Below are 14,354 nucleotides of genomic sequence, written 5' to 3'. Positions count from 1 at the left end.
GCTAACCGCACGGGCCGAGGCGCTGCCCGTGGGTGGCGTCATTCGGGGGTCCGCCCGCCCGATATCCTGGGGAACGTGACATTCCCGGTAGTCGGCATGGTCGGCGGCGGCCAGCTCGCCCGTATGACCCACGAAGCGGGCATCCCGCTCGGTATCAGGTTCAAACTCCTCAGCGACACCCCGCAGGACTCGGCGGCGCAGGTGGTGAGCGATGTCGTCATCGGCGACTACCGCGATCTGGAGACCCTCCGCGCCTTCGCGCAGGGCTGCGACGTGATCACGTTCGATCACGAACATGTCCCCACCGAGCACCTGCGGGTCCTGGAGGCGGACGGCATCGCCGTCCGCCCAGGACCCGACGCCCTGCAGCACGCCCACGACAAGGGCGTCATGCGGGCGAAGCTCAGCGCGATCGGGGTGCCGTGCCCGCGGCACCGGATCGTCACGGACCCGGCGGACGTCGCACGGTTCGCCGCGGAGGGTGACGGTTTCCCCGTCGTCCTCAAGACCGTGGTCGGCGGGTACGACGGCAAGGGCGTGTGGGTCGTGCGCGACGAGGACGGGGCCGCGGATCCCTTCCTGGCGGGCGTCCCGGTGCTCGCGGAGGAGAAGGTCGACTTCGTGCGGGAACTGGCGGCCAATGTGGTGCGCTCGCCGCACGGCCAGGCCGTCTCCTACCCGGTCGTGGAATCCGTGCAGGTCAACGGGGTGTGCGACACCGTCATCGCCCCCGCGCCCGACCTCAGCGCCGAGCTGTCGGCGCAGGCCCAGCAGCTCGCGCTGACCATCGCCGCCGAGCTGGGCGTCGTCGGGCACCTCGCGGTCGAGCTGTTCGAGACCCGGGACGGCCGGATCCTGGTCAACGAACTGGCGATGCGCCCGCACAACAGCGGCCACTGGACGCAGGACGGCGCGATGACGTCCCAGTTCGCCAACCATGTGCGCGCGGTCCTGGACCTGCCGCTCGGCGACCCGCGCCCGCGCGCGAAGTGGACCGTGATGGCCAACGTCCTCGGCGGCGACTTCCCGGACATGTACTCCGCGTATCTGCACTGCATGGCCCGCGACCCGCAGCTCAAGATCCACATGTACGGCAAGGACGTGAAGCCCGGCCGCAAGGTGGGCCACGTCAACACCTACGGCGACGACCTGGCGGATGTGCGCGAGCGCGCCCGGCACGCGGCCGACTACCTGCGAGGAACGATCACCGAATGACAGCGACTCCTCTCATCGGCATCGTGATGGGCTCCGACTCCGACTGGCCCGTCATGGAAGCCGCCGCCAAGGCCCTGGACGAGTTCGAGATCCCGTACGAGGTCGACGTCCTCTCCGCGCACCGGATGCCGCGCGAGATGATCACGTACGGCGAGCAGGCCGACGGCCGCGGCCTCAAGGCGATCATCGCGGGCGCGGGCGGCGCCGCCCACCTGCCCGGCATGCTCGCCTCCGTCACCCCGCTGCCGGTCATCGGCGTGCCGGTGCCGCTGAAGTACCTCGACGGCATGGACTCGCTGCTGTCCATCGTCCAGATGCCGGCCGGCGTCCCGGTCGCCACGGTGTCCGTCGCGGGCGCGCGCAACGCGGGACTGCTCGCCGTCCGCATCCTCGCCGCGCACGACCCCGAACTCCTCGGCAGGATGCGGCACTTCCAGGAAGAGCTGAACGAACAGGCCACCGACAAGGGCAAGCGGCTGCGCGCCAAGGTCCAGGGTGCGGCAGGCTTCGGGTTCGGCAAGTAACCAAGGAGACCCGATGGACCTGATCGCCCGCGCCACGGAACTGCTCGCCGCCCACCCCGTCGTGGACGGACACAACGACCTCCCGTGGGCACTGCGCGAGCAGGTCCGCTACGACCTCGACCGCCTCGACATCGGCACCGACCAGAGCGCCTCGCTGCACACCGACATCCCGCGGCTGCGCGCCGGCGGCGTCGGCGCGCAGTTCTGGTCGGTCTACGTACGCAGCGACCTGGCCGGCGACGACGCGGTCTCCGCGACCCTCGAACAGATCGACGTGGTGCGCCGGATGACGGAGCGCTACAGCGACGACCTGCGGCTCGCGCTCACCGCCGACGACATGGAGACGGCCCGTGCCGAGGGCCGGATCGCCTCCCTCATGGGCGCCGAGGGCGGCCACAGCATCAACTGCTCCCTCGCCACGCTGCGCGCCCTGCACCAGCTCGGCGTCCGCTACATGACGCTCACCCACAACGACAATCTCCCGTGGGCCGACTCGGCGACCGACGAGCCGCGCGCGGGCGGCCTCACCGCCTTCGGCGAGGAGGTCGTCCGGGAGATGAACCGCTGCGGCATGCTCGTCGACCTGTCACACGTCTCAGCCCCCACGATGCGGGATGCGCTGCGCGTCAGCGAGGCACCGGTCATCTTCTCGCACTCGTCGTCGCGCGCCGTCTGCGACCACGTCCGCAACATCCCGGACGACGTCCTGGCACTGCTGCCCGCCAACGGCGGCGTCGCGATGGCCACCTTCGTCCCGAAGTTCATCCTCACCGACGCGGTCGCCTGGACCCAGGCCGCCGACGAGAACATGCGGGCCAACGGCCTGCACCACCTCGACACCACGCCCGCGGGCATGGCCGTCCAGCGCGCCTTCGAGGCGGCGAACCCGCGCCCGGTCGCCACACCGTCCACGGTCGCGGACCACCTCGACCACATGCGCGAGGTGGCCGGCGTCGACCACCTCGGCCTCGGCGGCGACTTCGACGGCACGGCCTTCACCCCGTCGGGCCTCGACGACGTGGCCGGCTACCCGAACCTGATCGCCGAACTGCTGGGCAGGGGCTGGTCGGACGCGGACCTGGCGAAGCTGACGTGGCGGAACGCGGTGCGGGTTCTGCGGGACGCCGAAGCGGCTGCCGCCTTGGCGCAGGTTAAGAGGGGTCCGTCGCTCGCGACGATCGCTGAACTGGACGGCTAGGTGCGGGTGCGGGTGCGTTGTGGGGTCGGGGGCCGGGCCCTCCGGGGGAGGGGTCCGAAATCGTATATTTAGGGCCTGGCGGCCCACAAATATACGGCAGCATTTCGGACCCCTCCCCCTCCGACCCCGGCCCCCTCACGTCACAGACACCCGTCTGCGGGCGAGCCCTCACCCTCGGGCGCTCCCACGCCACCTGCTCCCTCCGTGAGCAGGTGCTGGGGGTGGTCAGTAGACGCAGAGGCAGAAGGGGTGGCCGGCGATGTCCGCGAAGACGCGCCAGTTGCGCTTGCCGTCGTGGTCGTCCTCAAGGAGCGTGGCGCCGAGGGCGAGTACCGCTTCCTGGGCCGCGTCCAGGTTCTCCACGGCCACGTCGATGTGGAACTGCTGCGGCCGCTGAGGGTCGGGCCACTGCGGCTCCACCAGGTGCGGGGCGCGCTGGAACGAGAGTTTGACGCCGTCGGTGGCGCGCAGCACCACCCAGTCGTCGTCGGCCTCCTCCACATCACCGCCCATCACGGCTGCGTAGAAGGCGGCGAGTGCTTTGGGGTCGGGACAGTCCAGTACCACGGAACCCAGCTTGCCGATCATGGAGCGCACCTCTCTCGATGTCGTTACCGCCATAGGCGTTCAACCGGTAACCGTTACTTCATGATGGCCCAGTGGAGGTAACGTGGCAAGGGTGGAGCAGCCCGGAGAACGCGCCCCCGCTCCTGGACTCCTGCTTCTGGTCCAGGACCTGGCGAACACCGTCGACCTGGAGTCGGCCGAGGACCAACTGCGCGTTCCCGCCGACCTGGACGCCTGGGCGGGGCAACACGATCTGCCCGGCCCGAGCTTCGGCCCGGCCGACCTCGATGACGTGCTCGCGCTCCGCGAAGCGCTGCGGGACGCCTGCCAGGCCCACACGGGAACGCGGCTGCCGGACCCGGCCGCAGCCGAACTGGAACGGCTACTGCGCGCCGCGCCGCTGCTGCTGGCGATCGACGCGGAGGGCGGTGCCGCGGTACGTCCTGCCGACGGGCTGACCGGCGCCCCCGCCCTCACCGCCCACATCGCGGCGGGCATAGCCACCGCCGTCGCCGACGGCACCTGGCCACGCCTCAAGGCGTGCGCGTCCCACAGCTGCCGCTGGGTCTACTACGACCGCAGCCCCGCCGGCCGCAGCCGCTGGTGCACGATGGCCGTCTGCGGCAGCCGAGCCAAAATGCGCGCCTACCGGAGTCGTACGACCACCTAGGGTCTGTCGTCTGGATCTCCGTGGGGGAAGGAGCGGTGTCCGGTGCGTGCAGCTGCAAGGCGGAGGAGGGAGGCAACGCGGAGCGTCGTCGACCGACGACAACGCGGCAGATGTGCGTGCTGGACACCGCGACGCCGCGGAGATCCAGACGACAGGCCCTAGGGCCGCCCATCGTTGATCCTGCGGGGGTCACTTGTCGTCCAGCCGCCCCAGCGGGTGGGCGTCGGCGAGGACGGTCCGGGCCAGCTGCCAGTCGGTGTGGTCGATGCCGGTGATGTGGCGTAGGTAGGCGAGGGTGACCTGCTGGACGAGGGCGACGCGGCTGGGGTCCTCGTCGGTGGTCTCTGCTGCCCGGTAGCCGGAGATGCCGCCGAGGAAGTGCTCGCCGCCGTAGACGGTGAGCAGGCTCTTGTTGCCGCGGCTGAGGGTGTAGGGGTCGCTTGTCCAGGCGGGTCCTCGGGTGGTGAGCGGGAGGTCGTCCTTGTCGCCGGCGACCACCAGCCCGGGGGCGGTGATGTGGGAGAAGTCCTGGTCGCGGAGCCAGGGAAGGTTCTCGTAGGCGAAGGGGCTGAGTTCGTCGCCGCCCTTGCCGGCCGTGGCCAGCTGGATGCTGGCCATGACCCGGGAGTCGGACAGGTCGTCGGCGGTGCCGGTCTGGGGGTCGGTGACGCGCAGACCCACCAGGAGGCCCGCGGTCTGGCCTCCGAAGGAGTGGCCCGCCGCGACGATGCGGCTGTGGTCGACCCGGCCGGAGAGGCCGGGCACGGATGCCTCCAGCGGCTTGAGCTCATCCAGGATGCGCTTCATGTCCTGCACGCGGTAGCGCCACAGGTGGGGCCTGCGGGAGTCGTCCGCGGCGATGGCGACCCGCTTGGAGTCGAGATGCGTGGCTTGGATCACCACGAAGCCATGAGAGGCCCAGTGGTCGACCAGCGGTGCGTAGCCGTCCAGGTCGGAGCCGAATCCGTGTGCGAGGAGCACGATCGGCAGGCGTGTGCCGGTGAGCGGTGCGGAAACGCGTACGTGCAGGTCCTGGCCGCGCTGGGGGGCGGGCAGCACGATCGGCTTGACCGTCACGGTCGGGGTGGGAGCGGGGCCGGTGAGGCCGGTCGTCTGGTGGGTGATCATGTCAGCTACGCTAAAACTTGACGTTGACGTCAAAGGCAAGTCGTTATGGCGCAGATCACCTGGAGCTCGGAATGCGCATTGGGGAACTCGCCCGCCGCACAGGCGTCAGCACCCGGGCCCTGCGGTACTACGAGGAGCAGAACCTGCTCACCGCCGAGCGCAGCAACACCGGCCAGCGCCACTACCCGGAAACCGCGGTCGCCCGGATCGTCCTGGTCCGGGAGCTGTTCACCGCCGGCCTGTCGAGCAAGACCATCGCCGAGCTCACGCCCTGCGTCATCGACGGCAAGGCCACACCCGAACTCCTCGACCGCCTGGCTGTGGAGCGCGGTCGCATCGACCAGCACATCGCCGATCTCACGCACACCCGAGACCGGCTCGACTCGGTCATCGCCAGCGCCTCCGCATCCATGGACACCGGGACCGCCTGCCGGCCCGGCCCGGCATCGACCGCGAATTCACCCTCGCCTACGACGATCAGGCGCGCCCATTCCGCCGGTCCTACGACAGCACCGGCGAAGCACTAGCCGGGGGAACTCACCCGCAACCTGCGATCGGGAGCCGCCCATCCGACCCACCACAAACGGCAACGACTACGCCGACGGCCGGCCCATCGCCCGGAACTTCCACCCCGCCGAACGCCACGCCGCAGGCGACAGCGCGTTGCGGCCGTCGATGATGTGCCGCGTCGCCGCCACCTCGCCCAGCGCCGCCGGGTCGAGTTCACGGAACTCGCGCCATTCGGTGAGGTGCAGAACGACATCCGCACCGCGCACCGCGTCGAGCGCCGTGGCCGCGTACCCGAGGGTGGGGAAGAGCAGCCGGGCGTTGTCCATGCCCTTGGGGTCGTAGACGGTGACCTGGCCGCCCTGGAGGTGGATCTGGCCCGCCACGTTGAGCGCGGGCGAATCCCGTACGTCGTCCGAGTCCGGCTTGAAGGCCGCGCCCAGTACCGCGATCCGCTTCCCGAGGAAGCTGTCGCCGCCGACCGCCTCGCGGGCGAGCTCGACCATGTGGCCGCGCCGCCGCATGTTGATCGAGTCGACCTCGCGGAGGAACGTCAGCGCCTGGTCGGCGCCGAGTTCGCCGGCGCGGGCCATGAACGCGCGGATGTCCTTGGGGAGGCAGCCGCCGCCGAAGCCGATGCCGGCCCGCAGGAACTTGTGGCCGATCCGGTCGTCGTGGCCGATCGCCTCGGCGAGCTTCACGACGTCGCCGTCGCCGGCCTCGCAGACCTCGGCCATGGCGTTGATGAAGGAGATCTTCGTGGCGAGGAACGCGTTGGCGGCCGTCTTGACCAGTTCGGCGGTGGGGTAGTCGGCGACGACGAACGGCGTGCCTTCTGCCACCGGCGTCGCGTAAACCTCCCGCAGCAGCTTCTCGGCGTGCGCGCTCGCGACGCCGACGACGACGCGGTCGGGGTGCAGGGTGTCCTGGACGGCGAAGCCCTCCCGCAGGAACTCGGGGTTCCAGGCCACCTCGGCGTCGGCGCCGGCCGGGGCCAGTTCGGCGAGCCGGGCGGCGAGCCGGGCGGCGCTGCCCACCGGCACGGTGGACTTGCCGACGACGAGGGCGGGCCGCCGCAGATGCGGGGCGAGCAGCTCGAAGGCGCTGTCCACGTAGGACATGTCGCAGGCGTACTCGCCGTGTTTCTGCGGGGTGTTGACACAGACGAAGTGGACATCGCCGAACTCGGCGATCTCCTCCCACGAGGTGGTGAAGCTCAGGCGTCCGGTCGATCCCGCGATACCGGCCACGTGCCGGGCGAGCAGGTCTTCGAGGCCCGGCTCGTACATCGGGACCCTGCCGGCCGACAGCAGCTCGATCTTGCGGGGGTCGATGTCCAGCCCCAGTACCTCGAAGCCGAGCTCGGCCATGGCGGCAGCGTGGGTGGCGCCGAGGTAACCGGTGCCGATGACGGTGAGCTTCAGAGGCATGCGAAGAGCATAGTCGCGTCCTGGTGTGTGAAATCCAGGGTGAGGCCATGGCCAGAGTCCACGCCGGAAGGACAGAATGCGTAGACAGTGCGAGGGGGTGGTGGCCGTGGATCGAGCCGGCCAGGGGGATGCGGTACCGAGACCCGAAACGGGTCTCTCCAAGGCAGCGGGATCCGCACCGGATCAGCGGGACGAGGGGGCGGCCGAGCGGGCCGGCCAGGCGGACGAGGCGGCGGCGCCGGGCGGGGCGGCCGGGGCCGGGAGGGCCGAGCCCGAGGAGGCCGGGGGCCTGATCCCCGGGGTGGCGGAGGACCCGCAGGAGACACAGGTCCGCAGGGCCCGGCGGCGGCGCAGGACCCGTCGGGTGCTGCTCGGCGCCGTGGTGCTGCTGTGCACCGGGGCGCTGCTGATCGTCGGTACGGGCTGGTACGCGTACGAGCACTACACCGGCCGCGTCGACCGGATCCCGAACGTGTTCCCGACGAATGTGCCGGCCGCGGCGATACCCGCGCCCAGCAAGGGAGGACAAACGTTTCTTCTGGTGGGTATAGACGCGCGCTCGGACCTGCCGACCACCGGCAAGGGCGCGAAGGCGCCGGAGTGGCAGCCGGGTGCGCAGCGCAGCGACACGATGATGCTGGTGCACCTGCCGGCCGACGGGAAGCACGCGTATGTGGTCTCGCTGCCCCGTGACTCCTGGGTGGCGGTCCCGGGCCACGGCAGCGCCAAGCTGAACGCGGCCTTCTCCTGGGGCGGCCCGCCGCTGCTGATCGACACGGTGCAGCGGCTCTCCAAGGTGAAGATCGACCATCTCGCGGTCGTCGACTGGAGCGGCTTCAGGAAGCTGACCGACGCGGTCGGCGGGGTGGACATCACCGTCGACAAGACGGTCTCGCGGCGCAACGGCGCGGGGATGTGGGACGCCGGCACCCACCACATGGACGGCGACGAGGCACTGGACTACGTACGCGAGCGGTACGGCCTGCCGCGCGGCGACCTGGACCGCACCCACCGGCAGCAGAACTTCCTTCGGGCGGTGCTGAACAAGGTGCTGTCGGGGGACACCCTCAGCAACCCGCTCAAGGCGAAGCGGATGCTGGACGAGGTGACGAACTCGGTGAGCGTCGACGATTCGCTCTCGAACGGCGCGTTGCGCGATCTGATCTGGGGCATGAAGGACGTCAGGTCCTCGGACATGGCGTTCATGAACGCGCCCGTCGCCGGCTTCGACATGATCAAGGGCCAGTCGGTGGTCCTGCTCGACGGCAACGGCACGTCGGCCCTGTGGGAGGCGATGCGCAACGACACGATGGCCGACTACGTGGCGTCGAACACCCTCGACCGGCTGGGCAACAAGGTGTCGTGAAGCTCACGTGGGCCGGACGGGCCGATCGGCCGGATCCGGCCTACGATCGTAGGGTTACTTAACGGTAGTTAGCACTCGGGGAGTGAGACAGCCTTGGCCGGTTCTTCCGATTTCGACCTCTACCGGACGTCCGAGGAGCACGACATGCTCCGCGACTCGGTCCGTTCGCTCGCCGAGGCGAAGATCGCACCCTTCGCGACCGAGGTCGACGAGGAGGGCCGCTTCCCGCAGGAGGCCCTCGACGCGCTCATCGCGGCGGACCTGCACGCCGTGCACGTCCCGGAGGAGTACGGCGGCGCGGGCGCGGACGCCCTGGCCACCGTGATCGTGATCGAGGAGGTGGCCCGCGTCTGCGGGTCGTCCTCCCTCATCCCGGCCGTGAACAAGCTCGGCTCGCTCCCGGTGATCCTGTCCGGCTCCGAGGAGCTCAAGGCGAAGTACCTCGGCCCGCTGGCCAAGGGCGACGCGATGTTCTCGTACGCCCTGTCCGAGCCCGAGGCGGGCTCCGACGCGGCCGGCATGAAGACCCGCGCGGTGCGCGACGGCGACTTCTACGTCCTCAACGGCGTGAAGCGCTGGATCACCAACGCGGGCGTCAGCGAGTACTACACGGTGATGGCCGTCACCGACCCCGAGAAGCGCTCCAAGGGCATCAGCGCCTTCGTCGTCGAGAAGTCCGACGAGGGCGTCTCCTTCGGCGCCCCGGAGAAGAAGCTCGGCATCAAGGGCTCGCCCACCCGCGAGGTCTACCTCGACAACGTGCGGATCCCCGCCGACCGCATGATCGGCGCCGAGGGCACCGGATTCGCCACCGCGATGAAGACCCTCGACCACACCCGCGTCACCATCGCCGCCCAGGCGATCGGCATCGCGCAGGGCGCCCTGGACTACGCCAAGGGGTACGTCCACGAGCGCAAGCAGTTCGGCAAGGCCATCGCCGAGTTCCAGGGCGTGCAGTTCATGCTCGCCGACATGGCCATGAAGCTGGAGGCCGCCCGCCAGCTGACGTACGCGGCCGCCGCCAAGTCCGAGCGCACCTCCGGTGGCGCCAAGGACGAGGACCTGACGTTCTTCGGTGCCGCCGCCAAGTGCTTCGCCTCGGACGTCGCGATGGAGGTCACCATCGACGCCATCCAGCTGCTCGGCGGCTACGGCTACACGCGCGACTACCCGGTCGAGCGCATGATGCGCGACGCCAAGATCACCCAGATCTACGAGGGCACCAACCAGGTCCAGCGCATCGTGATGGCGCGCAACCTGCCGAAGTAACCCGCGACGACGTACGCGAAAGCCCCGGACGGATCCCGTCCGGGGCTTTCGCGTACTCCGGCCGGTCCGCCGGACGGGTTCTAGCGGTCCGCGCCCGCCAGGACGCCGGCGGTGGTCTCCCGCTCACCCGTCGCCTGCGCGGGGATCGACGGCGTCTGGCGCTTGGACCGCAGGTCCTTCAGCCCCAGGGCCGGGTGCTCCACCAGGTGCCAGGAGAGCATGGCCGCCACCAGGGTGCCGGCACTCGCGAGACCCAGATAGGCGGCGAATCCCCAGCGGGCGCCGCCGAGCGCGGCCAGGGACTGTTCCACCACGAAGCCGTATATGTAGATGCCGTACGAGTAGTCGTGCTTGCGGCCCACCCGCTGGAAGGGCCTGGGCAGCCGGATCGCCAGCCACAGCAGCAGATAGGCGAAGGCCGGCACGCCGAGCGCGTAGAAGGCGCCGTAGTGGAGCGAGACGAGCATCACCAGGGCGGCGAGGGCGGCGAGCGGATCGCTGACCGGCACGTGCTCCTTGTAGAGCTCGAACAGGGCGCCGATCGCGAAGGCGAGGCCGAGGTAGACCAGCCAGTTCATGCTCAGTCCGCCCAGCATCGGGAGGTTGAGGTTCCCGCCGTGGGGCGCGTGCGGGGCACCGTCCCTGATCGGGTGCTTCAGAGCGTCGGCGACGACCAGCCAGCCCAGGACGAGGGCGACGGCCACCACGACCCGGCGCGACCGCAGCACCGAGCCGGTCAGGACGAGTACCGCCACTCCCAGATAGCAGAAGATCTCCAGCTTGAGGGACCACAGCGCTCCGTTGAAGGAGGTGTTGTACGCCAGCCCGTGGGCCTTCGCGGTCTCCATCACGCCGGATATGGGGTACTCCCGCGAGCCCGCGCCCCAGTTCCGGTGGAGGTAGTGCAGCGGTCCGTGCGGATGGTCCCAGAATCCCGTCAGGTTGCTGTGCTGCCGCCAGAACAGGAACGGCGCCACCAGCAGGGCGGTGACGAGCAGACAGGCCCACAGGCCGGGGAGCAGGCGCAGCGCGCGGTGCCAGATGAACCGGCCGATGGTCAGCCGGCTGCCGCTGCGGGTCACCAGGATCCCGGACAGGACGAAGAAGCCGAAGACGGCCACGGTGCCGAGGGTGGTCTGGCCCTGGGAGAACCGCGCGAGGGGTTCCTTGTAGCCGAATCCCAGGATCAGGGAGTGCGAGACGAGGACCGAGACCGACAGCAACAGCCGCAGCAGACCCAGGCTGTTGTTCCGGCCGGAGAAGAGCTCCGCGACCGTGCCACGGGACCAGCGGAACGAACCCCGGCCCACTCGTGCGACTCCCATGACATCCCATCGCGATCGCCGTTGCGTGTATCGAGCGCCGCGTCGGCTGGTCGGAGACCAGCGGGCGCCCCCTGGTCTCCCGGGGGCGCCGCACTGTTCGTTTCGTGAGAGGTCAGTGTGAAGTTACTTTGATATGACTGTCAAAGGGAGCGCATAGATCCGCTGGGGCCGGGGGCTTCCGCGGCCGGCCGCGGAAGCCGCGTCACTTGGAAGTGACGGTGACCGTCTCGTCGTTCTTCAGCTGGGCGAAGAGCTGCTTCGACTTCGTGGAGTCCCACTTCACCGCGACGCCGTCGTTGCGCGTCGGCAGGTTCGCGGTGGAGATCGGAACGGTCATCGACTTGCCGTCGCCGCCGGTCACGCCCTTCATCGCCCAGAACATCGAGGTGATGTTCCACAGGCTCATGTCCTTGTCGACGATGAGGGTGTCGAGGCCGGAGCTGATCACCGGGTAGAGCGTGAACGGGTCCAGCACGGTGGCCGGCGAAGCCGCCTGGTGGGCGAGCGACGACAGGAACTTCTGCTGGTTGCGCATCCGGCCCAGGTCCTGGTCGGCCTCCTGGTGCCGCTGCCGGACGAAGGCGAGACCCTGCTTGCCGTCCAGCGTCTGGCAGCCGGCCGGGAAGTCCGCGCCCGACGCCTTGTCCTTGAGCGGCTTGTCGAGGCACATGTCGACCCCGCCGAGCGCGTCCACCAGGTTCACGAAGCCGGAGAAGCCGATCTCGGCGTAGTGGTCGATGTGCAGACCGGTGTTGTACTCGACGGTCCTGGTGAGCAGCTCGGGGCCGCCGTCCGCGTAGGCCCGGTTCAGCTTGTGGGTGGCCTCGGGGTAGCGCTTGTGGGACTGCTGGCCGGTGAAGGCCGGGATGGTGACGTACGAGTCACGCGGCAGGCTGAGCATCGTGTTCCCGTTGTCACCGACGTGCAGCACCATCATCGAGTCGGTGCGCTTGCCCTCGGCGGCGCCGGTGTGCAGATCCTGCTCCTGCTCCTTGGAGAGCCCCTCACGGCTGTCGGAGCCGACGATGAGGTAGTTCGTGCCCTTGCCGCCGGTCGGCCGGTCCTCGACCTTGCTGAGGTCCACCTCGCGGCGCACCTTGCCGTCGGCCCAGAAGTAGGTGCTCACGGACACCACCAGCAGCGCCACGACCAGACCCAGCAACGTGAACTTCACGATGCGGGCCCGGCTGCCGGGGCGGCGTCCTGAACCCCGGCCGCGACCGCCGCCGGTGCTGGGCGGCCCGTAGCCGTCGCCGCCGGATCCGCCGCCGTACGAAGGCTGCGGGGGAACCCCGCCCGCGGCGCCCGAGCCCGCACGGGCGGCGGCCGCGCCACGGCGCGGCGACAGCTCGGGGGGCAGTGGCGGCTCGGTGCGCCGGCGCTGCTCTGCTTCGTTGGTCCATCCGCTCATAGGCAAAGTGTGCCCGCTGGAGGGCACCCACCGGCAATCGCAGGCGGTTCTGTGGCAGACCCGATGCATTTCCGCACGGATGTCACAGAGCGGTCATCGCGAAGTCCCGGCCAGGGGTCTCCCGGCCCCCGCCGTGCCGCTCGGGACGGCCGTGCAGCCGCTCCCAGAGCGCCGCCAGGGCCCGGTGCACCCGGGGGGAGTCGATGCCCTCGACCGCCCGTCCGGCGTCGGTGGCCAGCCCCCGGGCCCGGTCCGCGGCCCCCTGGTCGAGCGCGGCCACGGCCCGCAGGACGAGGGTGCCGGCCCGGTCACGGGCCCGGCCCTCGGGCAGCGCGGCGAGGGTCCGCCGGAGCCAGTGGTCGGCGGCGGCCGGACGGCCCAGCGCCAGCTCGCAGGCCGCGGCCTCCGCGCAGTAGTCGGCACGGTGGTCGGCGCTGCTCCGGGCGTCCGGGGTGAGGATGGCGCCCGCCGCGGCGAGCAGCCGCTGGCACACGTCGGCCTGCCCCAGTACGGCGTGGGCCCGGGCCTGCCGGGCCATGAGCAGCGCGGCGGAGTGGCGTACGGAGCCGGAGAGCTCTCCGGCGGCCGTGGGCGTGGCTGTGGCGGGGGTCACGGCCGGGGTGGCGGCGCGGCCGTCGCCCGCCGCTTCCCTGGCGAGGCCGGCGCGGGCGGCCCGCGCCACGGCCAGCGCCTCCTGCGGGCGCCCGGCGCTCAGGCACTGCAGGCTCATGGCGGAGAGGACCCGCGCCCCGAGCGGCCGGTCGGCGGCCGCGTGCGCGGCCGAGAGGGCGGCGCTGAAGTACCGCTCGGCCGCGGCCTCGTGCCCGGTGTCGAAGCAGGCGCGGCCCGCGAGGCACGCCAGCTCGCCCGCGACCGCGAACAGCCGTCGTGCCGGGAGCTCCGCGGCGGCCGGTCCCGGCCGGGCGGCGGGCCCCCTGGCCAGCAGATCGGTGACGAGGCGCAGCTCGGCGTCGGCGACCGCGCGGACCGGCCCGCCGCCGAGCGCGGCCTCCATCCGGCGCAGCGCCGGGACCCGCTCCTCCAGAGCGCCGAGCGCGGCGAGCAGCGCGGGCGGAACGGGGTCGGCGGGAGCGTCGGGCACGGCGGACGGACCGGTGCGCTGCGCCGGTACGGAGACCGGGACGGGGACCGGCGGTACGGGGACTGGCAGCGGGGTGGAGGCCGGCAGTGGGGCGGCTCCGGACGCGGGGACGAGCAGCGGCGTGGGCGCGGGCGGCGCGGCCGTCGGCGCCGGCACGGTCGCCGGCAGGGGCCACGACAGGGGGGCGAGCGCGAGCCACCGCTGGGCCGCCGCCGCGGCGCTGCCCGCACCCGCGACCACGAACCCGCGCCGGTCGTGCAGCGCGGTGCCGGCCGTCGCGTCGAGCGCGGCCACGCAGTCCTGCGGCGTCCACGCGACGCGTGCCGCCGTACGGTCGCCCACCGGCAGCCACGCCGGCCACGGGGAGGAGGACAACAGGGCGTGCGGAACGCCCAGTTCGCTGGCCAGGGCCTGCTGGGTCTCCAGATCGGGGACGACACCGCGGTGCTCCCAGCGCCACGCCTTCTCCCGGCGGGCGGACATGTTGCCGACCCGGCGGGCCACGATGTCCACCACGTCCTGGTACGTCCAGCCGCGCTCCGCGCGTATACAGCTCAACGGGTGGCCCAAGGGCTGGTCCCCGTCGGTCACCGCGCGGTTCCCCGGCATGCGGTCCCCCTCCCCGTCCTCGGCTTTCGGATG

The 14,354-nt window shown here is 71.1% G+C and carries 12 protein-coding genes and 1 pseudogene; 7 read left to right on the top strand and 6 right to left on the bottom strand.

Annotated features, from left to right (window positions below; all coding sequences use genetic code 11):
* Positions 1–75: 75 nt before the first annotated feature.
* The 3 genes from LNW72_RS16870 to LNW72_RS16860 are packed head-to-tail and all read left to right on the top strand — an operon-like array spanning position 76 to position 2,937.
* Positions 76–1,215 carry a 5-(carboxyamino)imidazole ribonucleotide synthase gene (locus LNW72_RS16870; protein ID WP_250976178.1) on the top strand — a complete coding sequence of 380 codons (1,140 nt, stop codon included), beginning with the start codon at positions 76–78 and terminating at the stop codon, positions 1,213–1,215.
* On the top strand, positions 1,212–1,739 hold the full coding sequence (gene purE / locus LNW72_RS16865; protein WP_250976177.1) for a 5-(carboxyamino)imidazole ribonucleotide mutase: 528 nt from the start codon (positions 1,212–1,214) through the stop codon (positions 1,737–1,739). The genes LNW72_RS16870 and purE overlap by 4 nt, the downstream gene beginning before the upstream one ends.
* A gap of 13 nt (positions 1,740–1,752) precedes the next feature.
* Positions 1,753–2,937 carry a dipeptidase gene (locus LNW72_RS16860; protein ID WP_250976176.1) on the top strand — a complete coding sequence of 395 codons (1,185 nt, stop codon included), beginning with the start codon at positions 1,753–1,755 and terminating at the stop codon, positions 2,935–2,937.
* Positions 2,938–3,162: 225 nt separating this feature from the next.
* Here LNW72_RS16860 and LNW72_RS16855 read toward each other — a convergent pair whose 3' ends face one another.
* The gene (locus LNW72_RS16855; protein ID WP_250976175.1) at positions 3,163–3,525 is read right to left on the bottom strand and encodes a VOC family protein; all 363 of its coding nucleotides are present in this window, start codon (positions 3,523–3,525) and stop codon (positions 3,163–3,165) included.
* A 91-nt stretch (positions 3,526–3,616) separates the two neighbouring features.
* On the opposite strand from LNW72_RS16855, the gene LNW72_RS16850 reads away from it, so the two are divergent.
* The gene (locus tag LNW72_RS16850; protein ID WP_250976174.1) at positions 3,617–4,174 is read left to right on the top strand and encodes a CGNR zinc finger domain-containing protein; all 558 of its coding nucleotides are present in this window, start codon (positions 3,617–3,619) and stop codon (positions 4,172–4,174) included.
* A 189-nt stretch (positions 4,175–4,363) separates the two neighbouring features.
* On the opposite strand, the gene LNW72_RS16845 is transcribed toward LNW72_RS16850, so the two are convergent.
* On the bottom strand, positions 4,364–5,302 hold the full coding sequence (locus tag LNW72_RS16845) for a chlorophyllase (RefSeq protein WP_250976173.1): 939 nt from the start codon (positions 5,300–5,302) through the stop codon (positions 4,364–4,366).
* Positions 5,303–5,373: 71 nt separating this feature from the next.
* Here LNW72_RS16845 and LNW72_RS16840 point away from each other — a divergent pair.
* Positions 5,374–5,742, top strand: a pseudogene (locus tag LNW72_RS16840) (MerR family transcriptional regulator); the annotation flags it as partial.
* Between the two features lie 153 nt (positions 5,743–5,895).
* Here the strand turns inward: LNW72_RS16840 and LNW72_RS16835 are convergent.
* Entirely contained in the window at positions 5,896–7,239 is a 1,344-nt protein-coding gene (locus LNW72_RS16835; RefSeq protein ID WP_250976172.1) for a UDP-glucose/GDP-mannose dehydrogenase family protein, read from the bottom strand.
* Between the two features lie 106 nt (positions 7,240–7,345).
* Here LNW72_RS16835 and LNW72_RS16830 point away from each other — a divergent pair, with 106 nt between their 5' ends.
* Positions 7,346–8,605 carry an LCP family protein gene (locus LNW72_RS16830; protein ID WP_250976171.1) on the top strand — a complete coding sequence of 420 codons (1,260 nt, stop codon included), beginning with the start codon at positions 7,346–7,348 and terminating at the stop codon, positions 8,603–8,605.
* A 93-nt stretch (positions 8,606–8,698) separates the two neighbouring features.
* Complete coding sequence (locus LNW72_RS16825; protein WP_285369590.1) at positions 8,699–9,874, top strand: acyl-CoA dehydrogenase family protein; 1,176 nt, start codon at positions 8,699–8,701, stop codon at positions 9,872–9,874.
* Between the two features lie 80 nt (positions 9,875–9,954).
* Here the strand turns inward: LNW72_RS16825 and LNW72_RS16820 are convergent, their stop codons facing one another.
* From LNW72_RS16820 to LNW72_RS16810, 3 genes are all read right to left on the bottom strand, one after another.
* On the bottom strand, positions 9,955–11,199 hold the full coding sequence (locus LNW72_RS16820; protein ID WP_250976170.1) for an acyltransferase: 1,245 nt from the start codon (positions 11,197–11,199) through the stop codon (positions 9,955–9,957).
* Positions 11,200–11,401: 202 nt separating this feature from the next.
* Positions 11,402–12,610 carry an LCP family protein gene (locus tag LNW72_RS16815; protein WP_250976169.1) on the bottom strand — a complete coding sequence of 403 codons (1,209 nt, stop codon included), beginning with the start codon at positions 12,608–12,610 and terminating at the stop codon, positions 11,402–11,404.
* Between the two features lie 82 nt (positions 12,611–12,692).
* On the bottom strand, positions 12,693–14,321 hold the full coding sequence (locus LNW72_RS16810; protein ID WP_250976168.1) for a hypothetical protein: 1,629 nt from the start codon (positions 14,319–14,321) through the stop codon (positions 12,693–12,695).
* Between the last annotated feature and the right edge of the window lie 33 nt (positions 14,322–14,354).

Origin of the sequence: Streptomyces sp. RKAG293 (assembly GCF_023701745.1) — a bacterium.
Classification (GTDB): Bacteria; Actinomycetota; Actinomycetes; order Streptomycetales; family Streptomycetaceae; genus Actinacidiphila.
This window is presented reverse-complemented; position numbering and strand designations above follow the sequence as displayed.